Annotated in this window: 25 protein-coding genes; 14 read left to right on the plus strand and 11 right to left on the minus strand. The window is 47.3% G+C overall.

The genetic code is table 11. The features are described 5' to 3' along the window. Nucleotides 1-273 precede the first annotated feature (273 nt). The 3 genes from MO387_RS13480 (at nucleotide 274) to MO387_RS13490 (ending at nucleotide 5,484) form a co-directional block, all read left to right on the plus strand. Nucleotides 274-1,734, plus strand: a complete 1,461-nt coding sequence (locus MO387_RS13480; RefSeq protein WP_107946700.1) for a sigma 54-interacting transcriptional regulator — start codon at nucleotides 274-276, stop codon at nucleotides 1,732-1,734. Nucleotides 1,735-1,906: 172 nt separating this feature from the next. Next, a complete protein-coding gene (ccoG, locus tag MO387_RS13485; RefSeq protein WP_063883729.1) occupies nucleotides 1,907-3,379 on the plus strand; it encodes a cytochrome c oxidase accessory protein CcoG in 1,473 nt (490 codons plus the stop codon). Between the two features lie 503 nt (nucleotides 3,380-3,882). Then, entirely contained in the window at nucleotides 3,883-5,484 is a 1,602-nt protein-coding gene (locus MO387_RS13490; RefSeq protein ID WP_107946699.1) for an AMP-binding protein, read from the plus strand. A 124-nt stretch (nucleotides 5,485-5,608) separates the two neighbouring features. Here the strand turns inward: MO387_RS13490 and MO387_RS13495 are convergent, their stop codons facing one another. From MO387_RS13495 to MO387_RS13510, 4 genes are all read right to left on the minus strand, one after another. Beyond that, nucleotides 5,609-7,513: an ABC transporter transmembrane domain-containing protein gene (locus MO387_RS13495; protein ID WP_107946698.1), complete on the minus strand. Its 1,905-nt coding sequence runs from the start codon at nucleotides 7,511-7,513 to the stop codon at nucleotides 5,609-5,611. Nucleotides 7,514-7,733: 220 nt separating this feature from the next. Next, a complete protein-coding gene (hutZ, locus tag MO387_RS13500; RefSeq protein ID WP_107402482.1) occupies nucleotides 7,734-8,291 on the minus strand; it encodes a heme utilization protein HutZ in 558 nt (185 codons plus the stop codon). Nucleotides 8,292-8,341: 50 nt separating this feature from the next. Beyond that, nucleotides 8,342-8,923 carry a heme utilization cystosolic carrier protein HutX gene (gene hutX / locus MO387_RS13505; protein ID WP_086012271.1) on the minus strand — a complete coding sequence of 194 codons (582 nt, stop codon included), beginning with the start codon at nucleotides 8,921-8,923 and terminating at the stop codon, nucleotides 8,342-8,344. Between the two features lie 131 nt (nucleotides 8,924-9,054). Next, a complete protein-coding gene (locus MO387_RS13510) occupies nucleotides 9,055-11,145 on the minus strand; it encodes a TonB-dependent hemoglobin/transferrin/lactoferrin family receptor (RefSeq protein WP_107946697.1) in 2,091 nt (696 codons plus the stop codon). Between the two features lie 353 nt (nucleotides 11,146-11,498). Between MO387_RS13510 and MO387_RS13515 the strand changes: the two genes are divergently transcribed. From MO387_RS13515 to MO387_RS13545, 7 genes are all read left to right on the plus strand, one after another. Further along, nucleotides 11,499-12,356: an energy transducer TonB gene (locus tag MO387_RS13515; protein ID WP_107946696.1), complete on the plus strand. Its 858-nt coding sequence runs from the start codon at nucleotides 11,499-11,501 to the stop codon at nucleotides 12,354-12,356. A 103-nt stretch (nucleotides 12,357-12,459) separates the two neighbouring features. Further along, the gene (locus MO387_RS13520; RefSeq protein WP_107946695.1) at nucleotides 12,460-13,215 is read left to right on the plus strand and encodes a MotA/TolQ/ExbB proton channel family protein; all 756 of its coding nucleotides are present in this window, start codon (nucleotides 12,460-12,462) and stop codon (nucleotides 13,213-13,215) included. Continuing rightward, the gene (locus MO387_RS13525; protein WP_107946694.1) at nucleotides 13,212-13,649 is read left to right on the plus strand and encodes a biopolymer transporter ExbD; all 438 of its coding nucleotides are present in this window, start codon (nucleotides 13,212-13,214) and stop codon (nucleotides 13,647-13,649) included. Before MO387_RS13520 ends, MO387_RS13525 begins: the two co-directional genes overlap by 4 nt. A gap of 243 nt (nucleotides 13,650-13,892) precedes the next feature. After that, entirely contained in the window at nucleotides 13,893-14,819 is a 927-nt protein-coding gene (locus tag MO387_RS13530) for an ABC transporter substrate-binding protein (protein ID WP_107946693.1), read from the plus strand. A gap of 163 nt (nucleotides 14,820-14,982) precedes the next feature. After that, complete coding sequence (locus tag MO387_RS13535; protein ID WP_006080495.1) at nucleotides 14,983-15,999, plus strand: iron ABC transporter permease; 1,017 nt, start codon at nucleotides 14,983-14,985, stop codon at nucleotides 15,997-15,999. A gap of 10 nt (nucleotides 16,000-16,009) precedes the next feature. After that, nucleotides 16,010-16,882, plus strand: coding sequence for a heme ABC transporter ATP-binding protein (locus MO387_RS13540; protein WP_199908790.1), 873 nt, complete (start codon nucleotides 16,010-16,012; stop codon nucleotides 16,880-16,882). Between the two features lie 217 nt (nucleotides 16,883-17,099). Further along, nucleotides 17,100-17,444: a DUF2956 domain-containing protein gene (locus tag MO387_RS13545; RefSeq protein WP_107946692.1), complete on the plus strand. Its 345-nt coding sequence runs from the start codon at nucleotides 17,100-17,102 to the stop codon at nucleotides 17,442-17,444. 24 nt (nucleotides 17,445-17,468) lie between these two features. Here the strand turns inward: MO387_RS13545 and MO387_RS13550 are convergent, their stop codons facing one another. Further along, the gene (locus tag MO387_RS13550) at nucleotides 17,469-17,804 is read right to left on the minus strand and encodes a winged helix-turn-helix domain-containing protein (RefSeq protein WP_012088454.1); all 336 of its coding nucleotides are present in this window, start codon (nucleotides 17,802-17,804) and stop codon (nucleotides 17,469-17,471) included. Between the two features lie 208 nt (nucleotides 17,805-18,012). On the opposite strand from MO387_RS13550, the gene MO387_RS13555 reads away from it, so the two are divergent. After that, nucleotides 18,013-18,564 carry a DUF924 family protein gene (locus MO387_RS13555; RefSeq protein WP_107946691.1) on the plus strand — a complete coding sequence of 184 codons (552 nt, stop codon included), beginning with the start codon at nucleotides 18,013-18,015 and terminating at the stop codon, nucleotides 18,562-18,564. A gap of 141 nt (nucleotides 18,565-18,705) precedes the next feature. Next, nucleotides 18,706-19,563: a transporter substrate-binding domain-containing protein gene (locus tag MO387_RS13560; protein ID WP_107946690.1), complete on the plus strand. Its 858-nt coding sequence runs from the start codon at nucleotides 18,706-18,708 to the stop codon at nucleotides 19,561-19,563. Nucleotides 19,564-19,618: 55 nt separating this feature from the next. Here the strand turns inward: MO387_RS13560 and MO387_RS13565 are convergent, their stop codons facing one another. From MO387_RS13565 to MO387_RS13575, 3 genes are all read right to left on the minus strand, one after another. Next, complete coding sequence (locus MO387_RS13565) at nucleotides 19,619-20,056, minus strand: universal stress protein (RefSeq protein WP_006082806.1); 438 nt, start codon at nucleotides 20,054-20,056, stop codon at nucleotides 19,619-19,621. 177 nt (nucleotides 20,057-20,233) lie between these two features. Further along, complete coding sequence (locus MO387_RS13570) at nucleotides 20,234-20,665, minus strand: universal stress protein (protein WP_107946689.1); 432 nt, start codon at nucleotides 20,663-20,665, stop codon at nucleotides 20,234-20,236. A 41-nt stretch (nucleotides 20,666-20,706) separates the two neighbouring features. After that, nucleotides 20,707-21,090 carry an STAS/SEC14 domain-containing protein gene (locus MO387_RS13575; protein ID WP_063883744.1) on the minus strand — a complete coding sequence of 128 codons (384 nt, stop codon included), beginning with the start codon at nucleotides 21,088-21,090 and terminating at the stop codon, nucleotides 20,707-20,709. Between the two features lie 226 nt (nucleotides 21,091-21,316). On the opposite strand from MO387_RS13575, the gene MO387_RS13580 reads away from it, so the two are divergent. Both MO387_RS13580 and MO387_RS13585 read left to right on the plus strand, forming a co-directional pair. Next, nucleotides 21,317-22,741: a coniferyl aldehyde dehydrogenase gene (locus MO387_RS13580; RefSeq protein ID WP_107946688.1), complete on the plus strand. Its 1,425-nt coding sequence runs from the start codon at nucleotides 21,317-21,319 to the stop codon at nucleotides 22,739-22,741. Nucleotides 22,742-22,758: 17 nt separating this feature from the next. Then, a complete protein-coding gene (locus MO387_RS13585) occupies nucleotides 22,759-23,364 on the plus strand; it encodes a TetR/AcrR family transcriptional regulator (protein ID WP_199908789.1) in 606 nt (201 codons plus the stop codon). Nucleotides 23,365-23,548: 184 nt separating this feature from the next. Here MO387_RS13585 and MO387_RS13590 read toward each other — a convergent pair whose 3' ends face one another. From MO387_RS13590 to MO387_RS13600, 3 genes are read right to left on the minus strand one after another with little or no spacing between them, the layout of a single operon-like run. Further along, nucleotides 23,549-24,355 (minus strand): CsgG/HfaB family protein, encoded by an 807-nt coding sequence (locus MO387_RS13590; RefSeq protein WP_107946687.1) that lies wholly within the window; start codon nucleotides 24,353-24,355, stop codon nucleotides 23,549-23,551. Then, nucleotides 24,355-24,750 (minus strand): curli assembly protein CsgF, encoded by a 396-nt coding sequence (locus tag MO387_RS13595; protein WP_006082812.1) that lies wholly within the window; start codon nucleotides 24,748-24,750, stop codon nucleotides 24,355-24,357. The genes MO387_RS13590 and MO387_RS13595 overlap by 1 nt, the downstream gene beginning before the upstream one ends. A gap of 10 nt (nucleotides 24,751-24,760) precedes the next feature. After that, nucleotides 24,761-25,171, minus strand: coding sequence for a curli production assembly/transport protein CsgE (locus MO387_RS13600; protein ID WP_006082813.1), 411 nt, complete (start codon nucleotides 25,169-25,171; stop codon nucleotides 24,761-24,763). Nucleotides 25,172-25,540: the final 369 nt, after the last annotated feature.

Below are 25,540 nucleotides of genomic sequence, written 5' to 3' on the forward strand. Positions count from 1 at the left end.
AAGAACATTTTTATAACGTAAATAAGACAATATCCAATATTAAATCAGACTTTTGAATGAATATTAGTCATTTTTCTTTTAGATCAGTTTGTTATAAGTGAATATTTTTTAAGGTGTGTCGTTAGGTAAAATGCACTTTAGGGCGCCAAAATGTAAAACCCATAAGTCACCATAAAGTGGGAAATACTCACTAACTCAATCAAAGACACGATATATCGCGACATGCAACTTAAGGTATACTCGGGCAATACCAGCCAAGCTTGAGTACCGCAGATGACAAATAAGATTTCGGTCAATAATCAAAAATCAGTCGATAAGCATTTCTTGCCTGAAAATCAGTTACTGCTTAACGCTGTCGGTGAAGGTATTTATGGATTTGATTTAAGCGGGAATGCGGTGTTTATCAATCCCGCGGCTGAACGCATGACAGGTTGGAAAAATGAAGAGTTACTGGGCAAAAATATCCATAACTGTCATCATCACAGCCATGCCGATGGTAGCCATTATCCCCAAGAAGATTGCCCAATTTACAACACATTAAAGGATGGCATTACCCGCGAAATCACCCATGATGTGTTCTGGCGTAAAGATGGGAGTAGCTTTCCCGTGCATTACAGTTCTACGCCCGTTTACCGTGATAATGAACTCATTGGCGTAGTCGCGATATTTCGTGACATTAGTATCCAAAAGCAAACGGAGCAGTCATTACGTCAAGCGTTGGCGCAAGTGCAAGCGCTCTCGGAGCGACTTGCCTCCGAGAATCATTACCTACAGGCAGAACTAGCTGACAAAACGGGTGATGTGGATATTTCGGGTGGCAGTAGCGTGATCCGCCACATGATCCAGCAATTGCATATGGTAGCCAATACCGACAGTACTGTGCTCATTTGTGGTGAAAATGGCACAGGCAAAGAACTTGTAGCCCGTAACTTACATCAACTCAGTCGCCGCAAAGATAAACCTATGATCAGTGTCAACTGCGCCGCGTTTTCAGCATCCTTGTTAGAAAGTGAACTCTTTGGTCACGAAAAAGGCGCATTTACCGGTGCCACCAGCCGCCGTAAAGGTCGCTTCGAACTTGCTCACCAAGGCACACTGTTCCTCGACGAAGTGGCAGAACTCAGTTTAGAAGCCCAATCAAAACTACTGCGGGTCATCCAAGAGCAATCCTTCGAACGCCTCGGAGGCAGCGAAACCATACAAGTGGATATTCGCTTGGTCGCCGCCAGTCACCACGACTTACTCAAGCGAGTCGAGCAAGGATTATTTCGGATGGATCTCTATTACCGCTTGAATGTATTCCCAATTCAAGTACCGCCACTGCGTGCGAGGATTGAAGATATCCCCGAACTCGTCAGCCATATACTGCATAATTTGAATCGTAAGTTAGGTAAAAAAATCCGCGGCGTGAGCCAAAAAGGGTTACAAAAACTGATGGCTTACACATGGCCGGGCAATGTGCGCGAGTTGCAAAATATTCTCGAACGCGAAGCCATTCTTTCCCAAGGCGATATTTTGCAGATCCATGCGATGCCGAGCAATAACCCCTTAGCTCAGGCCCAAGGACAAACCTTAGCAGAAGCGGAAGCCTTGCATATAGAACAAACCCTTAAGCGTTTAAACTGGCGAATATCCGGCCCACTCGGCGCGGCGAATGTGCTAGGCGTTCCCGCAAGTACACTGAGATCGCGGATGAAAAAACTGGGGATCCAACGTCAATCGAGTGAAATATAACTCAAATCACACAAGCAAAAAACGCGATATATCGCTAATGTGTGATATATCGCGATCAACATCTAACCAAAGTATTAAAATAACCATATATATCATAAAGTTGAATCAGTTAAAACTTGGCCTAGCGCTTGCTATAGGGAGGCGAATCTTATTTAAGCCGTTAGGACCCTTTATGCCCAAGAGCGAAGTTACCCCCAATTCTCCAAGTGTGAATAAGAGTGTGAACGCGAAACCTTCCTCAGTCGAGCTGCACATTCCGATTAAAATCCTCTCCAGCGAAACTGCAACAGGGAGCAATACGCCCTCTGGCAACATCCATTTTCGTGAGCAGAAAGGTGATTTTCAGCGCCTGCGAACCATGATGAATAGCCTGCTGATCGTGTTGTTTTTCGCCCTGCCGTTTATCTCAATCGATGGCCGCCAAGCGATATTGTTAGATATCAGCCAGCAACAGTTTTTCTTCTTTGGCATCACGCTATGGCCGCAGGACTTTACCCTACTCGCATGGATTTTTATCGCCGCCGCCTTCGGTCTGTTCTTTATTACCGTATTCTGGGGCCGCGTTTGGTGCGGCTATCTTTGCCCACAAACAGCGTGGACCTTTATCTATGTGTGGATTGAAACGCGCATCGAAGGCAGCAGCAACAAACGCAAGCAACTAGACAAAGCGTCTTGGTCTGGCAGCAAAATAGGTAAAAGAAGCACCAAGCACTTACTTTGGGGTCTCGCCGCCCTGCTCACCGGCTGTGGTTTTATCAGCTATTTCATTCCCGCCCGCGAACTCTATATGGACATATTGACGGGCAACGCCAGCTTTTGGGTGACTAGCTGGGTCTGGTTTTTCGCCATTTGTACTTATCTGAATGCGGGCTGGATGCGCGAGCAAATGTGTCTACATTGCTGCCCCTATTCACGTTTCCAAGCTGTAATGTTCGATGCCAACACTAAAACCGTGACCTATGATGCACAGCGCGGTGAATCCCGCGGCCCGCGTAAACGTAAGCAAGAAACCAATCTAAGAGAGAGTAATCTTGGTGATTGTGTTGACTGTAATTTATGTGTCGAAGTGTGCCCAACTGGGATAGATATTCGTAACGGCTTGCAATATGAGTGCATCAACTGCGGTGCCTGTGTCGATGCTTGTAATGAAACCATGTTGAAATTCGATTATAAACCGAACCTTATCGGCTACATGAGTGAGAATGATCTTAAGGGAGTCAGCTACTCCTATTGGCGCTCGCCGCGTTTCTTAGGCTACGGCGCAGCGGTCGTGATCATGCTGATAGTGATAGGTTTAGATTTGAATAGCCGCAGCGAAATCCAGCTTAACGTGATCCGAGACCGTCAAAGCCTGTACCGCGAAACGGCTGACAATAAGATTGAAAATACCTATCAGCTGAAGATCCGCAACAAAACACAGGACACTAAGCAGTATCAACTCGCCGTCGACAGTGAAATGCCCTTCAGCTTGATTGCCGATCCTATTATTACCTTGGCAGCGGGCGAACAAGTGGACTATCCCGTCACTGTATTAGCCGATAAGGATGCCATCCCCTCGGGGCGCAAAATGATCCAATTCTCGGTGACGGATGTGAAACAGCCAAGCCAGCAAGTGAGTCAAGAAACTGGATTCTTCAGTCCCTAGGCTTTTAGCGGTTAATATCGGTAACCGTCTACATTAACCGCTAAATCGGCGCTTGGGGAGTCAACCCAAGCGCCGTTCTAAATCAAACACTCACCCCCAAAAGACAGTGTGTTTCTTGCGATATCTTTAGCGCTTCTTCGTTCAATAAAATCCAATCTTAGGCATCTATTAGCAGTGGCTGCAATCCATCAGGTATTCGACGTTACGCAAAATAAGCTTAAGCAAAAGCAAATTGAATTCTTATAAACATACCCATTACAAAATCTCGAATGCTCTCCACTCACGCACTATTAGTGCTTTATCGATGACACGATAATTACGCTATCGTTAACGCCTAAGCTTTAGAGTAAAAATACTATTTGTTACATAAAGATACCGTTATTGGCATAGCTATGTTTTTCGCGATAAGCATTGACCTCTAGTGCTAACACCCTCTAATCTAAACACCTGTTTAACTCCAGAATAATAACAACTAATAAACATCATCTTTGAGGTAGTTCAGCATGGCATACGATCAAGACTCTCAACTCAAACTAGACTACTCATCACTGGTCGATCTGATCGAGAAAACCAGCCTGCGTTATGGCGATAAACCCGCCTATGCCTGCCTTGGTAAAACCAGCAGTTTTAATGAGATAGAACGCGATTCTCGTTATTTTGCCGCCTATTTACAAAATAAGACCACACTCAAACCGGGCGATCGCATCGCCATTCAGTTGCCCAATATCACCCAATTTGTCATCGCGGCCTACGGCGCAATCAGGGCTGGGCTAATCCTTGTTAATACGAATCCTTTATATACCGAGCGCGAGCTTATTCATCAGTTCAATGATTCTGGTGCTAAAGCGCTCGTGGTGTTATCCGACCTATTGCCGACCTTGGCCAAAGTCATCGACAGTACTCAAATAGAACTCGTCATCTCCACCCATCCTTTAGATTTGATCGATCCGCATGTGCAGCCAAAAACAGGGCTTAAGAATGTCGAGTTTTGTCAGATTTTAAAGCAAGGGGCTGACCTTCCTTTTAGCCGATTTATCTCAAATCTCGACGACCTCTCGGCGTTGCAATATACAGGTGGCACGACCGGATTATCGAAAGGTGCCATGTTGACCCACGGCAATATGCTCGCCAATGCGGCGCAGGTAAAATCCCGCATCGCGAGCGTGATCACCGAAGGGGAAGATATCTTTGTTGCGCCGCTGCCGATTTACCATATTTACGCTTTTATGGTGAACTTAGTGCTGTATTTCGAGTGCGGCGGTTGCTCGGTATTAATTCCAAATCCACGGGATATTAGCGGCTTAATTAAGACACTCGCCAAATACCCCTTCACGGGATTTGCAGGCCTCAATACCCTGTTTGTCGCCCTATGCCATCAACCCGAGTTTAAGGCGCTGGACTTTAGCCACTTAAAAATCACTATCTCTGGCGGCACTGCACTCACTGCTGCAGCGGCGAATATTTGGCAACAGACCACAGGCAATATGATCAGCGAAGGTTATGGATTATCTGAAACCTCACCAGTGATTTCACTCAATGCGCCAGGTTATCAAAAGCTTGGCACTATTGGTAAACCTGTGATTGGCACTGAAGTTAAACTCTTAGATGAAAACAACCTTGAAGTTCCCTTAAGTACAGCGGGTGAATTAGCCGCGCGTGGGCCACAAGTGATGCGGGGTTATTGGAATAATCCGCAGGAAACCGCCAACGCTATGACTCAAGATGGTTTCTTCAAAACCGGCGATATTGCCATAGCAACAGCGAAAGGTTTCCATCAAATTGTGGATCGCAAAAAGGATATGATCATAGTCTCAGGCTTTAACGTTTATCCCAACGAGGTGGAAAACGTGCTGGCGAGCCATCTAAGTGTGATCGAATGCGCCGTGGTGGGAGTAAAAGATGAACACTCGGGCGAAGCGGTTAAAGCCTTTATCGTGCTCAAGGATGATAGCCAAGATCATCAACAGGCTAAAGAGGCCATTCTAACCTATTGCCGAGAGCAATTGACCGCCTATAAATTGCCAAAAGTCATTGAATTTATGACGCAATTACCTAAGAGTACCGTAGGTAAAATTCTGCGCCGCGAGCTAAAAGATAAGGCTTAAAGACCGCACTTACAGTGTCGTACTTAAAGAAAAAGCTGATTAACAAAGCTTAGCAACAAACGCACAATAAAAGACCCAGTGAGCTAGCTTGAGCGTTTCAGCTAGCAACTGGGTTTTATTTTACCTAAATGGTCTCATTTAGGGCGCTGGCATTGGCCTCTTCGGTTAACAATTGCAGACTGGCAAATTCACGATATAACGCATTGGATTGCATCAACTCTTGGTGGCGTCCGCAGGCAACAATCTCGCCCTTATCGAACACAAAAATCCTATCTGCATTGATCACCGTCGATAAGCGATGGGCAATAATTAAGGTGGTTTTACCCGCCATCAATACGTCCAACGCTTGCTTCACTTTCTGCTCGCTTACCGCATCTAAGGCGCTGGTCGCTTCATCGAGTAACAATATGGGTCTGTCGGCTAAAATCGCCCGCGCAATGGCGATCCGCTGTTTTTGCCCACCAGAAAGTCGCACGCCACGCTCGCCTAAATAGGTTTGATAACCGTCAGTAAATTCGCTAATAAACTCGTGGGCACGGGCCGCGATACAAGCATCGATCACTTCTTGCTCAGTCGCATCGACTCGGCCATAACGCACGTTTTCAAGTACGCTGGTCGCAAAAATCACTGAGTCCTGCGGCACCAGAGCAAACTGCGCCCGTAGGTCATGTGGCAGAAGCTTAGCAATATCAATTCCTTCCAGTCGAATACTGCCAGCGCTAGGCACATAAAAGCGCTGCAATAACTGGAACAAGGTACTCTTACCCGCGCCACTTGGGCCGACTAAGGCGACCCGCTCACCCGCGGCAATGGCCATATTGAGCTGTTTTAGCACTAAGGCATCATGCTCTGAATAGGCAAAGTTGAGTCCTTCTATGACTAACTCGCCACTGACCTTGGCGGGTAAAACAATAGGATGAGTTGCAACGGGAATATCCACTTGTGTTTCAGCCAGTTCGATTAAACGTTCGGCGGCGCCAGAAGCCCGCTGAATTTCGCCGATTACTTCGCTAATGGTCGCCACTGCGCCTGCAACCATCACAGCGTAAAACATAAAGGCGGATAGCTCGCCGCCCGTCATCTTACCCGCCATCACATCGTGGGCACCGACCCAAGTCACCATAGCAATCGCCGCGATACTTAAAAACATCACGGTTGAGATCAGCAAGGCACGGTAACGAATGCGGCCGCTTGCCGCAGACATCACATCTTCGACGCGGGTATTGAATAAGCTACGGTCTTTATCTTCATGACCATAGGCTTGTACCGTATGAATTTCATGAAGTGTTTCATCCACATAAGCGCCGAGATCGGCAACCCTGTCTTGGCTTTCTCGCGCCAGCGTACGCACTTTACGGCCGAAAAAGATCACCGGTCCCAACACTAAAGGTACAGCCAATAACACTAATAAGGTCATCTTAACGCTGGTGATGCCCATCATCACCAAACCACCAAGTACCGTCACACTTGAGCGCAGCGCCATAGATAAACTCGAGCCCACCACGGTTTGCAGCAAGGTAGAGTCGGCGGTAAAACGGGAGATCACTTCACCGGTGCGCACTTTAGCGTAAAAGGCGGGAGATAGTTTAAGCAGTTGATTGTAAACAGTTAGACGAATATCGGCACTGACCCGCTCGCCGAGCCAAGTCATTAAATAGAAGCGGCAAAACACCGCAGTGCCACTGACGGCGGTAATCCCAAGCACTAACAGTATGATTTCATTCAGCCGCTGCGCGTTGTCGCGCACAAAGCCTTCATCAACCATTAAGCGCACACCTTGGCCCAATGATAGCCAAGCGAGTGACCCTATCATCAAGCAGATAATCGCCGCGACGACTTTCAGTTTGTAGGGTTTAAGAAAACCCATAATCCAAGGCAATACGGATCTTTGCTGCGCTGAGGTTGGTTTAACCTTCGAAGCATCAGCGCTTATTGTAGGCGTGACTGGAATTAACTTTTCAGGCAATGGCTCTGCGCCCGCTTTAATGGGGTTTGGTGATTTGGCTAATTCGACGGTCGGCTCTGTCACGGGTGATATCCTTCGGTAGGGAACGGCAATTCAAGCATAACATTCACCTGAACTGGGTATCTGCAAGCCGTTAACCGCGCAGCTTTGCTTAAAGCATATCAATTAGATGCTACCTGTTGCGGGAAAATTCAAGGGCAAAGCGTGGTTTTACTCAAAAGAAAAGCATAAAACCAACCCGCAGCGAGTGCGGGTTGGTTTTATTGCCATCGCTTAGCGCGACTTAAGCGACTTGCTGGTTTTCTGGCGTTTTGGGCGTGCCATGGTGGCCATCACGCTTCCAATCCACATCTAACAACTCTGCGCCGCTCAGGCTAAATGCTTGGCCAAAACCTTTCACATAAAGACCCTGATGGGGCGCGAGCTTGTATAAGTTAAAATCGGTTAATGCCGCAAGGTTATCGGACATTTCGCCAAAACGGGCCGACAACACACCAACGCCCTTAATGAAGGCGGGCGTATCACGGGGCACGGCCTCGGCAATTGCATCGAAGGTCAAACGCTTGCGGGCAAAAACCGATTTGGCGGCGGTTTCATCTTCAACAAGCATCACAGAGACCTTAGATGAGTGCTTTAAGTTATGACCATGACGGGCTAAGTCACTCACTAGAATATAAAAACCATCATCTGCCAGTGCGAAGGGTGCATAACTCGCATTCGGCTGGCCATCAATACCTAGCGTGGCCAGTTGCAAGGTTTCCCTTTGCTGTTTGAAGGCTTCTATCTCAGGTAAAAGCTTGTCTCTTAAACGTTGTTCTTGTTCGGTCATTTCAGGCTTCATTTGCTGTGTTCCTTAAATACTGTCGTTAATGCTGCAATTCAGAGGTGTGATTACACCGACGCAAAGGCAGTCGCGAGCGCTTTAAATTGGCGAACTTGCTCAGGAAACAGCGCTCTTTGTTTATCACGACCTAAATACACTTTGAACACGACCTCCCCTTCGCTGCCGAAGAAGTTAATCGAATGGCTCTCGCTGCCTCTAAAAGGTCTGCTGATCAAAGCGATGCCACGCATGGCATCTAATTTGAGATGCCCGTGCAAACCGTCGCCCTTGCTGTAGAGGTTGTAATAACCGTGGGCATATTTTCCCTCGGGAAAATCCCCTTTAAATTCAAATACACTGCCCGATAACATCACAATAGTGGTTAACTTCCCCCATTCGGGTAAGGCTTGCAGTAAGGCATCGAGCTGAGTTAACGGCACAAACACCACTTGTTCGGGCGGCAGGGCGGCAACGACTTCGAGCTCGGCAATGCCTAATTCACTGGCGAGCTGCGCTGGCATCAAATCAGCTTGTTGCTCAAATCGTTGTCGCAGTTGCGCCTGTTGCTCACTTGGCAGATTTTGCTCACTTAGCTGACGTTGCTCAGAGCCTAAATCTGGCGCGACATCGAGCTCGCTATCGAGTGTCATCTTCATTTTACTGTCTCCAGCGGTAGTGACTATTGAGTGGCTTGGCATTAAACGCTGGCTCCCGTTTACCGCTTGCTCAGATTTAACACTCAGCATTTGCCGAAACGGAAGTCAGCACTTTAATGCAGGGCTTAGAACATATAGCGCGCCGATAACTTCATATTACGGCCAGGTTGATACAAGGTTTGCCACGCTTGTTGGTACTTTTCATCGCCGATGTTTTCGATGGCGAAATCCACTCTCACACCCGCCATCGCGCCCATAGTCGGCTCCCACGCAACATACACATCCCATAGAGTGTAATCGTCGTATTTCGCCACTTTGAAGCCATCAGGCGTATTCGACTGCGTCGCCACATAAGTGACGCGAGTGCCGAGCTTCATGTCGCCTTCCATAATGCCTTGGGATAAATCAACGTTAAATTTATTGGCGGGTATACCTTCAATATCGCCGCCATTTTTACGATCTTCACCATGGGTTTGGCCATAATTCATCGCTAAGCGAGTTTGGCCAATTCGGTAACGACCGCTAATTTCAAAGCCAGTTAAACGCGCATCTTCGACGTTATTCCATGAGGTCGTTTGCTCGAATCCAGGAATACCATGCCAAGGATTAGACACTTGCTGCACGATGAAATCGTCCACATCGTTACGGAAGATGTTGAACGTCAACGCTAATTCATCATCACCGGCTAAATCACTGAAACGTAAGTCTGCTTTGATTTCTTTGTTACGGGCTTTTTCAGACTTTAGATCCGGATTGATCGCAAAGGTGTTGCATAGACCTTGGGGCAAAAATCCCGGAATAGGTGGAATGCAGTAATGGGTGCCGCTAGAATACATTTCCTCAACCGAAGGTGCGCGGAAGGCTTGATCGTAACGGGCACTTAAGGTCAACCAAGATTGAGTCTGCCAAACTAGCCCTAGCGATGGCGATAACTCATTATCATCGGAGGATAAATTGAGGTTGTTACTGTCATTTTTAAAGCTGTCATAACGCAGACCCGCATCCAGATTTAACGTCTGAGTCAGCTCAATATCTGCCCGCGTAAAAGCGCCCCATACTGTGGTTTCACCATCAATATTTCCCGGACGCTGGCCCACTTGACCCGAATCATCACGCGTCGTTTCTATGGTATCGCGGAAACCATCAACGCCGTAGGTCAACAAAGTATTGCCCAAGCGCGAACTGTTATTGAGGTTAATGCCCACAGTGCGATACTCAGTGCTGTCTAGCTGGCCCTTAGTAATACGGTCTTCGTCGTAGTCGGTACTGTTCCAATACACTTGCATCTTAGTATCCAGATACGGGTTATTGGCTGGATTGAAACTGTAATCTAAGGTGATATTTTGATCGTCTGTCTTGCGACGCACTAAAGGTACTGAATTACTGGCTGCCGCAGAAGGATTACTTGGCACTAATTCATTGATCTTATTAACTCTCGCAGATAACTCTAAGCGTGATGCCTCATCGGCTTGCCAACCGAATTTAGCTAAACCACTGCTGCCATGGGATGAACTGTTGCTTAGGGTTTCGTCATTACCGGTTTTGATATTGTTAGAGTCGGTGTAAGAGCCGTTCAGTAACCAATCGATACTGTCTTGCTGACCATAAATCGCGCCACTGGTTTTAGTGCGCGAGCCATTGGTTTCATAACCTTGTTTGAAATAGCCACCAAAGGTTTCATTGGACGCTAAGAAATCCTGCGCTGACTTAGTATTTTGCGCGACGACGCCACCCAGTGCGCCACTGCCCCACAAACTACTGGCTGGACCGCGCAGCACTTCTATAGATTTCAGTAACTCAGGGTCCATAAAGTAAGTTGCTCTGTGGCCAGAGCCGGTATTTTGTCTTGCGCCGTCAATCGTCTGCAGCACTCGACTGCCACTTAAACCACGGATTTCAACCCCTTGAGATGAAGCTCTTGGGCCATTCGTCAGCGTAATATTCGCTTCGTTTTTAAGGGCATTAGCCACGGATGATGCTTGAGCTACCGCAAGTTGCTCTTCACCCACCACGGCTACGCTGCGGCTGGTTTCGGAGGCTTTCTCGCTGATGCGGGTTGCGCTCACTAACACTTCATCAAACTCTGTCGTAACGAGTTTTTTATCCGCATCACCTTGCACAACAGGCTTAACATTTTCTTCTGCCGCTAACGTAAAACTTAGGGCCGTACTGCTCAGTGCTATCGCCATGGCGATCACTAACGGCTTTTTCTTCATCTCTTCATCCTCAAGTGATAATCAGCTATATCCGTGCAATTCAATACTGACCCCAGACTCTCTTTCCAAACACCAATCCTTTTGAGATTGAGTCTGTCCATTCCAAATTTGGCTCTTGCAAGCTTGAGCCCCTTCCTAATCGAGTCCAAGGTAATCAGCCCCCATAAAGTAGGATGAATTACCGGTTTAGCTGTTTTTTTAAGCGCTCATTCGAGCTATTGCAGGCACTCTACCTGAGATAACAAAATAGATCAAATGCAAATCATTATCATTTGCGATCTTGTTTATATTGAGATATCTTAATTAGCGAAGATAAATGAGCAGAAGTGCTTTATTGGGGAAAAGAGGTTGCTGTGACACCAAAACGATATCTTGCCTTTGGCGCGTTAACTGTTGCCATACAAACGGGGGTTATCGCCTCGCAACCCGCTATCACTATGCAGCAAAGCGCCCAAGCATCGAGTGTAAATCAAGTGGCGAACGCTCCGAGCGCAAATCGTGTCACACTTAATTTGACTGCTGCAACAAGCACGACAAGCAGCAACGTCAGTATTGAGCCCACTCAAACAGACGCCAAAATAGCCACTGTAAACAACACAGTGCGAAAAGTATCAACAGCAGAATCTGTCGATAAGACAGTTATCGAGGCCGTTGAAAAACCCAAAGCTGAACAAAGAATTGACAGCCAGTTAGCTAAGAAACCTTCAATCGAAAAAACCACGACTCAAAGTCATCCAGATACAACGCCATCAGGGACGAACGCTTTAGCACATAAGCGGCCCGAACATGTTGAGCAAGAATTAGAACTAAAAACAGCACAAGAACCAACGGATTTAATTACTAACACTGCCGAACTAAATGCAAAAACGCCCCAAAATGTAGCCGGTGCAGCATCTGACAATGCCCCAGTTAACGACAGCCTCCAAACCAACATAGTGGAATTAGCCAAACCGCTGTTTGCTACAGCGCCACCACAACCGACTTATCCGCGAATAGCGCGTAAGAAAGGACTCGAAGGCACTGCAACCATAGAAGTGATGTTTAACGAACTTGGCGAGCAACTGGCGCTGACGTTAGTAAAAAGCTCAGGATTTAGCCTGCTTGATCAGGCAGCAATTGCTGCAGTTGAGAACTGGCAATTTGCGGCGCCGACGCCAAGGCTAGCGAGTCATTACAAGGTCAGAGTGCCGATTCGTTTCGCGCTTAACTAGCGGGCCTTAATCTTATTGCTGAAAAGCTAGCCATAGTAAAGCTCACTTTTTGATTCACTCAATGATGTATAAAACTGATTTTTCAATCGATTGGAGAGGCTTAATGCCCGTAACTGATTTTTCACCCCTACAGACACAACTTGGCGTGCTGACTTGGCCCTTGTTGTTATGTGCTTTTTTAGCTTTGATGATCTGCCTTGAACGTAGCGCCTTGTTTTTGCATCAAACTCTGCTGTCAATCTGGCCCAAAAAACAGGCTTGGATAAAGGCATTGCGTCAATCAAGCTCGGCGGCGACCACTGAAAACGTCAGCGTGCTGCTCGCACAAACCAGCGCACAGCAAGATTTACTCGCCCGTGGCGCGACCTTGTTACTCAAACAAGTCCACCAGCCCAAAGTGCTAAGGGAAGAATTACTCAGTCTGTGGCTCAACAAACAGCAACGCGACTTGCAAGCCGGACTCAAGGTTTTACAAGTGATTGGCATTATCAGCCCATTACTCGGCCTACTTGGCACCGTACTAGGCCTCATCGACATGTTTGCTCAGCTTGGGCAATCACAAGGCCCAGTTACCCCAGCGCAACTCAGCGCCGGACTCGGTCTTGCGATGAACACCACAGCCGCCGGACTCATTATCGCAGTGCCCGCCATTACCGCCGCCCATCTCTTTGGCATTTGGGCTCAAGGTCAATGTCTGCGCGCAGGGCACGTGCTCAATCAACTCAATCTGTGGTTAGCGGGTATCGAAGATATTTCAATCGATAGCAATCAATATCAAGCATTCAGCCAAGTCAGCAACAGCAGCACTGAGCAAAAGTCGGCATTCAACTCTCATTCCCAAATTGAGCCACAGACATGATAAGTGCAGATGCATCACAGCGTTCGCAGGCAGGCATTGCTTCGCCTGAGCAGCTTCCGAGCCTAGATTTAACCGCGTTAATCGACATTATTTTTATCGTGTTGGTATTTCTACTGCTGACGGCAAACACCCAACTACTCAGCTTGCCGGTAGATGTGCCGCAAAGCCCAAGTTCGGCCATCACTGCAATCGACAATAAGCCAACGATTGCCATCAATATCATGGCGACAGCGCCTTATTGGGCAATCGATAGTGAGACATTTGATGATTTAGCGACTTTTACCGCCGCGTTTACCGCACATTTTAAGACTATGCCAGAGGCGACCGTTGTTATTGCCGCCGATAAGGCCGCGCCAGTGGAGCCCTTGATGCAACTGCTCGCGCTGCTGCAGACGCTGTCTATCAGCCAGACCCAAATTTTAATGGAGCATTAGCGCCTTGCCTAACTCGCTATCTGCCCCCAAAGCCAAATAGGCAAGCTAAATAATGAATCAGAGACACAACTAATATTGCCTTTCTGGCGAAAACCATAACCAAAACAAAAGATGCAGGCCGTAAAGCATTGCTTTACTTTCTTGGATTTAATGCACTGATTTTTAAAGCGAAAATTTTGAAAGCCAGAGACTAGAAACAGTATCTAAGCCTGTGGCGAACCAATTTTTATTAGGAGTTTAACCATGTTGTTTCAAACAACTAAAATATCATTAAGCAAAGTGGTAGTTATCGTCTCTGCATTGTCGGCTTTGCTATCGCCCAGCGCCTTTAGTGCTGAGCCCGATGTGGAAAGTACTGAAAGTGAGATAAGACTCGTGAGTGCGGGCACGGGCGTCACTGAGCTCGTGCTCGCCCTCGATGCGGGTAATGAGCTGATCGCCATAGATTCCACCAGCTATGTACCTGAAGGTTTAGCCCATGTGGCTAAGCTTGGCTATCACAGAATGCTCTCCGCCGAAGGCATTATCGCCCTCTCGCCAACACTGGTTGTCGGCTCGGATGTTATGGGGCCTGAGACCACGCTCAATGTATTGAAACAAGCCAATATCCAAGTTGTGCAGTTACCCGCAACGAACGATGAACCGCAGCTAATGAGCAATGTGGATACCTTAGGTCAATTACTCAACCGTCCAGATAATGCCATTAAGTTAAAGCAGGACTTACATCAACAACTGCAAAGCTTGGCGGATAAAAAACAGCAAATAAGCGATGCTGGCGCTCAGCCAAAAATCCTCTTTATGCTGCTACAAGAAGGCCGTGGCGCACGGGTCGGCGGTAAAGGCACTGCCGCTGATACCATTATCGCGCTATCAGGCGCACAGAATATCGCCGAGTTTGATGGCTACAAAAGTATGTCTCAGGAAGGGATTTTGTCCTTGCAGCCCGACATTATTTTACTGTCAAAGCGCAGCGATAACCCCACAGAGCAAACCAACGCGCACATTGCCCAAGAACTGATAAAAGAGATGCCGCTACTCGCCCATACTCCTGCAGGTAAAAATGGCCATATACAAACACTCGCGCCGCAAGCGCTTCTCGGCGGCTTAGGCATCAGTGCGATTAGCGCCGCCGATACGCTCGCCAGTACATTGCTCAAGCAAAATCAGTAACCTGCATAGTAACGAATACCGTCAATCATCAGGTGCGCTCATATTGATTATATGAGTCACTTATTTGAATGGCTTGTATGAGCCACTAATCGGACTCGCAGACTTGCACTACTGACTCACACACCAGATTAGTCACCTGATAAAAATAGAAAGGATAGTTGAGATGTTCCTCAATCGCTGGCTCTGGCCCGGTTTAGTCACACTGTTAGCCCTAAGCTGCTTACTCTCGGTCAGCACAGGGCCTGTCAGTATCAGCCTAGTGGATGCTCTAAGCGCAGTGCTTAATTGGGCGACCCAGCAAAACATCGGCAATATTGCACCCCACGAGCAACTGGTGGTCAACACAGTTCGCCTGCCGCGGACATTATTGGCACTGGCGGTGGGCGCCACACTCGCCCAGTGCGGCGCAGTGATGCAGGGACTGTTTCGTAATCCCTTGGCTGATCCCGGTATTATCGGGGTGTCATCTGGCGCAGCTCTTGGCGCGGCCATCTGTATCGTGCTGTTACCCAATGCAAATCCATTCATGATCCCCATCAGTGCCTTTGTATCGGGTTTAATCACCACCCTTGTTGTCTATCGCCTCGCCAGTAGCCCAACCGGAACATCAGTCGTGTTGTTACTGCTATCGGGCGTCGCCATTGCAGCACTGGCAGGCGCTGGAATTGGCATGCTCACGTATCTTGCCAACGACATGGCGCTGCGTGACTTAACCTTGTGGCAGATGGGCTCGATAGCGGGTGCGCAGTGGATGTATGTCAGCCTGTGTCTCGTGACTTTAGCATTACTCAGCTGGCGATTTCGCCAAGATGCGGCGGCGCTCAATGCCTTATTGCTTGGCGAATCCGAAGCGCGCCACTTAGGGATAGATGTCGATAGGCTCAAGCTTAGACTTATTTTACTTTGCGCCTTAGGCGTTGGCGTAAGCGTCGCGGCGACCGGCATTATTGGCTTTATCGGCCTAGTGGTACCGCATTTAGTGCGGATGATGTTAGGGCCAGATCATCGCCAACTGCTGCCCATCAGCGCCCTTTTAGGTGCAGCCCTATTAGCCTTAGCCGATATCGGCGCTCGCGCCTTCTTGCCACCAGCAGAGTTACCGGTTGGGTTAGTGACCGCGCTCATCGGTGCGCCATTCTTCATCTTCTTACTACTGCAACAACGCAGTAAGCTCATCTAAGCGAGGCGTTATGACTGCCACTTCCTATGCCGAATCAGGATCAGAGTCAAAATTAGATTCTGAATTAGCATCAAGAGCACACCTGACTCATTCAGCTAATGCACAGTTTGAGCGCACTGAGCTCTGCATTAGTCAGCTCGATGTCAGCATTGGGCAGAAAACGGTGCTCAGCGATATTAATGTGCAATTTAAACCCGGTGCAGTAACCGCCCTACTCGGCCCCAATGGCGCGGGGAAATCGACGCTACTTAAAGCCCTTTGCCAAGAAATCAGCACGCCAAGGCAAAGTATCCGTCTAGGCCATAGCCAACTGGCGGATTGGCCTAGGCGCGAGCTGGCAAAATCCTTAGCCGTACTGCCACAGCACGCCAGTCTGACGTTCCCCTTTACTGTGTCCGAAGTGGTGGCTATGGGTTTATATCCCTTAACCATCAGTAACAAAGAAGGAGAAGCGTTAGTTGCCGAGCAGCTAGCGCAAGTGGGCTTAACCCATCTGGCTAAACGCAGTTATCCAACTCTCTCTGGCGGCGAAAAACAGCGAGTCCAGCTCGCCCGCGTCTTGACTCAACTCAGTCAATCGCCGTTCCCGCCCATACTGTTACTCGATGAGCCAACATCGGCATTAGATCTCGCCCAGCAACACAGAGTGCTTGAGTTAGCCCAAAACTTAGCTCATCAGCACGCGTACACTGTGATAGTGGTACTGCACGACCTTAACCAAGCCGCTCGCTATAGCGATCAATTAATTGTATTAAAACAAGGGCGAATCGTGAGCGAAGGCACGCCAGCAGAAGCCTTGTCGGTCGATACCATTCGGGAAGTATGGGACTATGAACCTATGTACGTTGCTGCACCACAAGGCGGGCATCCACTGATTTTTTAATGAAATGAAGATATTGGCTGTGAGTTTTAATGTCTAATGCGGGTATAATCTGGCGCTGACACTTTTCGCACGCTTTTTACTAACGAATTAGCGAGCAGCTTCGCGGGCATATTGACTCTCGTATTCACGAGTATATTTCAGCCGCAGGCGCGTTAACTCAAACCGCATTCACTTAAGTCGCGTTAACTTAAGCCGCATTAAATCAGGCAGAATCCAGATGAAACCCACTATCTCGACAGAAACTCAGCAAGAAGCACTGGTCGCAGCCAAAGCCACCCAAAAGCCAGGACAAACCAAAGAGCAAACTAAGCTCATTGCCCAAGGGATTGAAAAAGGCATCGCCGAGTATAAAAAACTGCTTAAAGCCAAAGCCCGTGAGCGGGATAAAGCCCGTAAACAACAGTTGAAAGCGAAATCTCATGCAGTGAATGATATCGATGATCTAGGCGATACTGACGAAGCCTTCGACTCCCAGAGCCAGTTCACCCGTGCCACTTGGGTTGCCATCGCCCTACTACTGTTAAGTTGGGCAGGATTTACCGCCTACTTTTTTATGACGTGATTGCCGAACTTAAAACTGACCGCTTCACACTGCGGTTTCGCCGCTCTCAACAACACCTATCAGATCGGCGATTTCACTTAGATGGGTATCAACCCAAGCGCTGCTGATTGGGCCCCACGTCACTATGCGGTAATATCCAGCATTGTTACGGCTGCCTTCCTGCACAAACTCGACCCGAATACCTATATCCTCAAATGCGGCGATGGCATCCTGTAAGGTGCGGCGCGGCATTCCAGTTAACTTATTGAGTGATAAAAGATTATGGCGATCGTCATCCATTAAGTGCGCTAAATAGAGCTTACGCAAAAACGCCTTATGTTGCTTTGAAACCTGTTGGGATACTGGCATTGAAGATGACATAGAATGACCTGCCTAGAAACAAAAGTAATTATCATCAAAACTACTTTATATTCAGTCAATAAGGCAATAGCCAACACTAAATACTTCCGCTGAGCGACCAATTCTTCAGATAACCAATCTCCCCCCTAAATCAAGCGAAACGACTTGTCATCCTCCCCCAACAACTGTTATTTGTAATGTCACTCACCACCTATGAGGGAACGCTAAGATGAGCCAGACAATTACAGCCGATCAAATACTGACATTTTGGTTTGAAGAAATTGAGCCAAAGCTTTGGTGGATTAAAGATGTTGAATTTGACGAACAAATCAAACAGCGCTTTGGGAACGTATTAGTCCAAGCTAAACGTGGGGAGCTTTCCCATTGGCGAGTCACGCCCCAAGGCCGATTAGCGGAGATCATAGTGCTCGACCAATTCTCCCGTAATATTTACCGTGATACGCCTGCCGCTTTCGAAGCTGATACCATCGCCTTAGTGCTCGCCCAAGAAGCCGTTGCCCAACAGGTTGATTTAGCAATTAAACCTAAGCAAGTGCCCTTTCTCTTTATGCCCTATATGCACAGCGAGTCAGCCATGATCCATCAAGTCGCGGTTAAACTGTTTAATCGCGAAGCGGCGATGGCCAACTTAGCGTTTGAACTGCGGCATAAGGCAATTATCGACAGATTTGGTCGCTATCCACATAGAAACGCCATCTTAGGCAGAGAATCGACAGCAGAGGAAATTGCCTTTCTGCGTGAACCTGGCTCATCCTTTTAATTTGCTCATTCTTTAGCGTATTTGAATAAATAAAGCCGTGCTGAGTTCACAGACACACTACACTTACTCAATCGAGTCATGGAAAGACTGGCGAGTATCAAACACAGTTGCAAGTGTGTACCGCGGAGGTATTGGTAACTTATGGCGCAAAATCTAAATAAGCCAAATAGCTCAGTGGCTCGTCGTAACCGCTATAAATTGATGGGGTTACTCACCTTATGCGGCGCTCAGCTCGGCCAAGCGGCAGAAATTAAGATAGGCGTCAGCCTGTCTATTCCCCCTTATGTTATCCAAGCAACCAATAGCGGACTCGAACTCGAATTACTGAACCAAGCCCTCGCCGTTAAAGGTCATACCGCTTCTATCCACTACTTGCCACTGGCGCGCACTTTCCATGAACTCAGGGAAGGTAAACTCGATGGTATCATCAACATTAAAGATGGCATGCTCGACAACGTATTTTACTCCAATGTTGCGATAACCTACCAAAACTGCGCCATTAGTCTCGAAGCCAATCATTTTAATATCAATAACATAGACGATTTAAAAAACAAGCAAGTCGTCTCCTTTCAGCGCGCATCATCGTTACTGGGGGAAGAGTTTGCCAAAATGGTTAAGGCCAATAGCGGCTACCAAGAACAAGCGAGGCAAGTGCAGCAAGTTTATATGCTGATGAAACACAGGGCCGATGTCGTAGTGATGGATAAAAATATCTTCAAATATTACCTAAAACAGGCCTATCTTGAGGGAAAGCTAACTGAAAAAGATTTAAAACAACAGGCCATTTGCCACCAAATATTCCCACCAACGGAGTATAAGTTTGCGTTTCTTAGTGAACAAATTCGAGATGATTTTAATGCAGGACTCAAACAAATTACCCAAGATGGGAGCTTAGTGGCCTTGCAGGAAAAATATCGACGCCTGATGTCATTAGAAAATGAAGCCGAGGCGTCAACCAAGCTAACAGAACCTAAAATAATTAAAAACGATTCCTACTAGGTTTTCTCAAAGAGCTTTATCTAAAGCTCTTTACTTAAACCTATATATCTAAGCTTTATTTCACCACCAGCACAGGGCACTTAGCATACTTAACAATATCTTGTGTCACATGGGGCTTTAAAAAATCCGCTAAACCACTGCTGCCGTGACTGGCAATCACCACCATGCCGACATCAACGGCTTCCGCTAAAATCTCATCGATAGCATCACCATGGCGCACCACGAGCTTAATATTGAGTCCCTCGTTGAGATCTTGCTGCATTTCCTGCTGCAAACTTTGCATTTTTGCATCGACAAAGGCTTGAAGTTCATTTTCCAATGTAGCTGGAATATCGACCGCAATACCATAGCAATGGGCGCCACGGGCTGGGCTTGTCACATGCAATAATCGAATATCGACATGATAAAGATTAGCCATTTCAACCGCATATTTGAGCGCATGGGCTGCGGTTGATGAAAAATCCGTAGGGCATAACACTTCTTGAGTACGCATAAGCTTATCCATCATTTGAGTTTTAATCAGGCTATTTATTAAAGTCAAAATACCACTATTTTATAGCAGTTAGCTATGCTTCTTGCGTACCCATTTCAATTAATTATTCTTTATCAATCAAAAAGAAAGGACGCAATAAGCGTCCTTTGGATTTATTGAGTCAAGCCACTAACTCACTTACTTCACCACCAGCACAGGACAAGCCGCACCGTTAGCTACCGCTTCTGCGACATTGGTGTGTAAAAAATGCGAAATCCCAGTTCGGCCATGACTCGCTATCACTACCATGCCAATATCTTTACTGTTGGCCTCTTCTAAAATCTGGTACACAGGATCGCCGCGGCGGATCAAGGTCGTGATGGAAAGTTCAGTGTTTAACCCTTCTAACAGCGCCTGCATCTTGGTTGCTGCCGCTTCCTCCATACTCTTAGCCAGCTCTTCTGGAGTGATCGATAGAATCATAAAGTTTTCATCGCCAAGCGGCTGTTCAACCACGTGTAAAATTTTGAGTCCTACATGGTATAGATTAGCCATTTCAATGGCATAACTCAGTGCATGGGCCGCAGTTTCCGAAAAATCTGTGGGCCAGAGTATTTGACCGGAACGCATAATCTGTACTCCTTCTATGATGCTAATGGATTACTGAGTAACTAGTCTTTTAACCAAGCAACGGCGTCGCCATTATCAACAAAAAATCTGACCTCAGCAGGCGTAAACCAGTTTGCCAATTTAGCCAACACTTCCTGCAGAGTCGTCTTGCCGACTATGGCTATTTTCTCGAAATGACGAATATGCTTCACCCCAAGTTTCAGATCATCCCAAGCAGCCTGTAGTTCCAAGCCATCCAACTCGGTCACATCCACTAAGGCGAAGATATCAGGATCTTTTACGCCCGCCAGTGCCGACTCCAACACTGGCACCATCATTTCGTAGTCTTGATGAGTTAAAGTACCGATGGCCTTAAAGGCAACAAAAAAATCATCATCACCATAGCGTTCAATACCAATCGTAATTCCGTGCTTTAACAATGCCATACATACTCCTTATGTAACAACCCTTGAATTAGTGTAAAAGCTAACGCCTGAATAAGCCGTGATCTTGCTCAAAAATACATCAGATAACTTGCACCATCTCACTAAGCAAGCTAGGATGAACCGACTAATCAGTCGGTACTGATTTAATAAAAGACTCAATCGAGACGATTAGTTAAATAAAGTACCGAATAAGACTCAGCCTACCATTTCCCTTGGAGCGACCACTATGAATATGGCCACCGAACAGCTTAATGCCTCGCCACTGACTCAATTGCTCCAACGCCAACGCAGCAGTTATTTAGCGACGCCGAATCCAAACTACGCTACGCGAGTGGAGCAATTAACTCGACTTAAAGCGGCCATACTGCAATTTAAAACGCCTTTAGTCGAAGCCTTAAGCCAAGACTATGGCCATAGATCGATTGATGACAGCCTAATATCAGACATTATGCCAGTCATCAACAACATCAATTACAGTTTGAAAAATCTAAAAAAATGGCTCAACCCCAGCGCTCGCCATGCAGGGCTCTTGCTCGCTCCAGCCAAAGTCACTGTGCATTATCAGCCTGTGGGGGTTATCGGCATCATAGTGCCGTGGAACTTCCCCGTCATGCTATCAATTGGCCCGCTAGTGACCGCCATCGCGGCTGGTAATCACGCCATGCTAAAAATGTCCGAATTCACCCCTGCGACTAACCAAGTGATCAAACAACTACTGGCACACGTCTTCGATGAGTCCCACGTGGCAGTTGTAGAAGGTGAAGCCGATGTCGCCGCAGCGTTTTCAGCCCTACCCTTTGATCATTTACTCTTTACCGGCTCGACCACAGTTGGCCGTCATGTGATGCGTGCCGCAGCCAATAATCTCACCCCAGTGACACTCGAATTGGGCGGTAAATCGCCAGTCATTATCGCCCCCGATATGCCGCTTGAGATAGCAGTAGAACGAATGATTTATGGTAAGTGTTTGAATGCCGGACAAATCTGCGTCGCACCGGATTATGTTCTATGTCCAAAATCAAAAGTGGATGAATTTATTGCCGCCTACCGAACTAAATTTAATGCCATGTACGGCGCGATAAACCACAACAAAGACTACGGCAGCATCATTAATACCCGTCAGTTTGACCGCTTGATGACAGTGCTCGACGACGCGAAAGCTAAGGGCGCCCATGTTATTTCGGCGACAGACGAAGCTATCGATAGTCAACATCGTAAACTCGCCACTCAGCTAATCACTCACACCAGTGAAGATATGCTATTGATGCAAGAGGAAATTTTTGGCCCATTGTTACCGATTATTAGCTACGACACCTTAGATGAAGCGATTCAGTACATCAACCAGAGAGCAAGACCGCTAGCGCTGTATGTGATGAGTTTCGATGAGCCAACTCAGCAAAAGATCCTCCAGCAGACCCATTCTGGCGGTGTGTGCATTAACGAAACTGTGTTTCATGTCGCCGCTGACGATGCGCCCTTTGGCGGAATCGGCCCGTCAGGAATGGGGCATTACCATGGCAAGGAAGGCTTTTTAACCTTCAGCCACGCTAAAACTGTGCTTAGCCGAGGCCGATTCAACACAGGCAAATTTGTGCACCCGCCCTACGGCACTGTTATCCAGCGCATCTTGATGAAGCTATTTTTACGCTAATCATTGGGGGATAAATCTTGAATCAGCCATTAACGCAGCAACCCATTAAAACCATGACAGATAAGCGCCAAGCCATTCTCGACACGGCCTTAGCGCTCTTTGTCAGCCAAGGATTTCATGGCACGTCCACCGCCTCGATTGCTAAGCAAGCAGGTGTAGCAACGGGCACCTTGTTCCATCATTTCCCTTCCAAGGAAGCCTTGATGGAATCTTTATTTCTTACAATAAAACAAGAATTTGCCGATGCCTTGCTGTTGAACACTCATAAGGGCAGCGATCTTAAGCTCAATGCCCTACAACTATGGCAAAGTGCGATTGATTGGTCGCTGGATAACCCTGTCAAGCAGCTGTTTTTTCAACAATATTCAATGTCGCCCATGATTGCCGCTAAGGTGCGCGATCAAGCGATGAACAGCATCTTAGGCTTTATTAGCGAACTGATTAAGCAAGGACAAATAGAAGGATTAATCGCCCACTATCCGCTGGAGCTGATGCTAGAAAACTGCCATGGCCAATATCTGGCGGCAACCCGATTTTTTATTGATAACCCGCACTTGGGCACGAATACAAGGTACCGCGATGCCAGTTTTGAACTGTTTTGGAAGGCCATGCAAGCGGGCTAACACCACACAGCCCACAATACTGCCAACGTCCACCCACTGCAGAAATTAATCCAATAAAAAACCGAGTCAGTTTAACTGGCTCGGTTTTCTTTTACGTCTTCACACAGATAGTGACTAAGAGATAAAGCAGAGACCTGCTTTCTGCGATATCTAACTCCAACGTCTAGCGTCTAACGTCTAACGTCTAACTTTGACTCAATTCCTGCGCTTTCTCTACTGGCTGGGTGACTTGAGTTGGACTCCAGTAGCCTTGCTTAATGCCCTTATCAATCAGCTCAGCGACCGCTAATTCAATGGCTTGCAACACGCAAAACTGTACTGGCTCGTTAGTGGTAAAACCGATTTCTGCCTCAGCAAGGCGATTTAAACTGGTGTAACGGAACAAGCCAGCGCGCATTTCTTGGGATAAAACACGTTTGCTGGTCGAAACCGACATCATCACTTTACCTGTGTGCACATCGACGGCGCGCAGATAAATGGTCACCTGATCTTCACGATACATTTCCGAAGCGCCAATGCCGTAGTATTCGACACCGCTACCGCCTGTGCTGGTGTTAGTCTCATAGCTAATGACGCCACCTTCGAGTAACAATCTGGCGGTGGATAATACGGGCACTTCATCGCCCTTAGTACCGCTCTGTTTATTACTAATTTTGCGCTCGGTCAGCAGGTTTTGTAGCCCTTCACGTTCCACTGGGGTAAACCATTTAGAATCGAGCAAGGTCTGCATCAACATAGAGGTTGCGCCCTGAGTCACCGCAGTCGAAAACGAACTCACGTTCGCCTGTGGTTTATATTGGCCAGTTTGATCGCGAAAGGAATACACGGCTACTGGGATGGGAAACTTAGGGCCAGGTTGAGTTTGTAGCCCACGCATCACCTCACTCAAGGGGTTAACCTCGGCAGGCGTGATATTTAAATCGGGTTTTGGGATCAAGCTACAGGCCGACATGCTTAACAGCAATAGACCCAAAAAGACTAAACGGGCCATTAGTTGATACCTCCAAACGTCGGCATTTCAATCACTGTGATTTCACCGGTTTCAGTATTCGTGATGGTCAACATCACGCCATTTCCTGTCGAGGCCACTTCAATACGAAAATCGCCAGTATCGTAAACGCCATCGGTGATTTCGCCATCAGCGACACCGCGGGTGATCGAGTTGATGATGTTACGCTCTAGGGATTCTTTAAAACGGGTAACAAAGTCCTTCTCGGTCGAGTTGGATTTATTGTCATTCTGCGCTTGGGCTTTATTTAATAGAAAAGCCCCATTTTGTGGATTGCCGCCAAAACTGGGATTCACTGGCGTGTAAATCAATTCAGTGGCTTGGCCACTGCTTGCCACACATAGCGTGACAAGGGCAAGTAACGTCCTGTATGTCATTATTATTATCCTAAAAGTCGTCCGATGTTCCTGAAAAATCACCTGTTATTGCATTGGCTCTGACTTGCGCTAAATAATCAATCGTGATCAAAATCGCCTGCTCTGCACTCTCTTTAACCGGATTTGCACGACGACCAAAATGGGTGGTGTAAATCCGTGTCCCGTTTACTTCTAAGGTTAAAACGGTTCCGGCCTGCGGAAACACAGTCTCGTACAGCGTCACGTTAAAGCCTTGGGTAAAGGGCAACTCGCGCCAATAGCTTGAGTAGTAGAAGCCAAAATCCTTACCAAACCGAGTCAAGGTTCTATCTATCACTAAACCACTAATTTCAATGTCGTTGTCGGCAAGAGTGATAGGGGAAGCCAGCAGCAGGAATGGACATAAAACGTAAGTAAGCAGACGCTGTTTTAACTGTTTCACTTATCCCTCCTTAACCTTTTAATCGAACCTTAAAACCGCCGCTAACCTCCGTTTTAACAACGGGAGTTTTAGCGTCAATTTTCGATAAAGCAGGTTAACAGGGTTAAAGATCTCCCGTCATTACGCTGGGGGGCAAATTAGCCCGAAGAGCTAAGGTAAAAAGGCAAAAATAGCCCATTTGGCTAATACGCAAAGAAGCCGTTAAGACCGGAGTCATAGGGTAAACAAACAAATGAAGAAGCAGTAAAGAATCCGCCTTCTTAGAAGGCGGCTTTGACTTGCCCCTGGAAGGGGCTATTCCAAGAACCTACATCATCTGCAACGACAATTGAGCCTCATGTTCCTGATCTTGTTTATCTTGATGGCGCA

It is taken from the genome of Shewanella sp. N2AIL, assembly GCF_022690845.1.
GTDB classification, from domain to species: domain Bacteria; phylum Pseudomonadota; class Gammaproteobacteria; order Enterobacterales; family Shewanellaceae; genus Shewanella; species Shewanella baltica.

Bases quoted from the DNA above. Each gene is read 5' to 3' on its own strand.
- MO387_RS13580 (WP_107946688.1), top strand. From the start codon at position 21,317: ATGAATATGGCCACCGAACAGCTTAATGCCTCGCCACTGACTCAATTG.
- MO387_RS13540 (WP_199908790.1), top strand. From the start codon at position 16,010: ATGACTGCCACTTCCTATGCCGAATCAGGATCAGAGTCAAAATTAGAT.
- MO387_RS13550 (WP_012088454.1), bottom strand. From the start codon at position 17,804: ATGTCATCTTCAATGCCAGTATCCCAACAGGTTTCAAAGCAACATAAG.
- MO387_RS13480 (WP_107946700.1), top strand. From the start codon at position 274: ATGACAAATAAGATTTCGGTCAATAATCAAAAATCAGTCGATAAGCAT.
- MO387_RS13555 (WP_107946691.1), top strand. From the start codon at position 18,013: ATGAGCCAGACAATTACAGCCGATCAAATACTGACATTTTGGTTTGAA.
- MO387_RS13535 (WP_006080495.1), top strand. From the start codon at position 14,983: ATGTTCCTCAATCGCTGGCTCTGGCCCGGTTTAGTCACACTGTTAGCC.
- MO387_RS13510 (WP_107946697.1), bottom strand. From the start codon at position 11,145: ATGAAGAAAAAGCCGTTAGTGATCGCCATGGCGATAGCACTGAGCAGT.
- hutX (WP_086012271.1), bottom strand. From the start codon at position 8,923: ATGACACTCGATAGCGAGCTCGATGTCGCGCCAGATTTAGGCTCTGAG.
- MO387_RS13570 (WP_107946689.1), bottom strand. From the start codon at position 20,665: ATGCGTTCCGGTCAAATACTCTGGCCCACAGATTTTTCGGAAACTGCG.
- MO387_RS13565 (WP_006082806.1), bottom strand. From the start codon at position 20,056: ATGCGTACTCAAGAAGTGTTATGCCCTACGGATTTTTCATCAACCGCA.
- MO387_RS13560 (WP_107946690.1), top strand. From the start codon at position 18,706: ATGGCGCAAAATCTAAATAAGCCAAATAGCTCAGTGGCTCGTCGTAAC.
- MO387_RS13590 (WP_107946687.1), bottom strand. From the start codon at position 24,355: ATGGCCCGTTTAGTCTTTTTGGGTCTATTGCTGTTAAGCATGTCGGCC.
- MO387_RS13490 (WP_107946699.1), top strand. From the start codon at position 3,883: ATGGCATACGATCAAGACTCTCAACTCAAACTAGACTACTCATCACTG.
- MO387_RS13595 (WP_006082812.1), bottom strand. From the start codon at position 24,750: ATGACATACAGGACGTTACTTGCCCTTGTCACGCTATGTGTGGCAAGC.
- MO387_RS13530 (WP_107946693.1), top strand. From the start codon at position 13,893: ATGTTGTTTCAAACAACTAAAATATCATTAAGCAAAGTGGTAGTTATC.
- MO387_RS13575 (WP_063883744.1), bottom strand. From the start codon at position 21,090: ATGGCATTGTTAAAGCACGGAATTACGATTGGTATTGAACGCTATGGT.
- MO387_RS13520 (WP_107946695.1), top strand. From the start codon at position 12,460: ATGCCCGTAACTGATTTTTCACCCCTACAGACACAACTTGGCGTGCTG.
- hutZ (WP_107402482.1), bottom strand. From the start codon at position 8,291: ATGAAGCCTGAAATGACCGAACAAGAACAACGTTTAAGAGACAAGCTT.
- MO387_RS13525 (WP_107946694.1), top strand. From the start codon at position 13,212: ATGATAAGTGCAGATGCATCACAGCGTTCGCAGGCAGGCATTGCTTCG.
- MO387_RS13545 (WP_107946692.1), top strand. From the start codon at position 17,100: ATGAAACCCACTATCTCGACAGAAACTCAGCAAGAAGCACTGGTCGCA.
- ccoG (WP_063883729.1), top strand. From the start codon at position 1,907: ATGCCCAAGAGCGAAGTTACCCCCAATTCTCCAAGTGTGAATAAGAGT.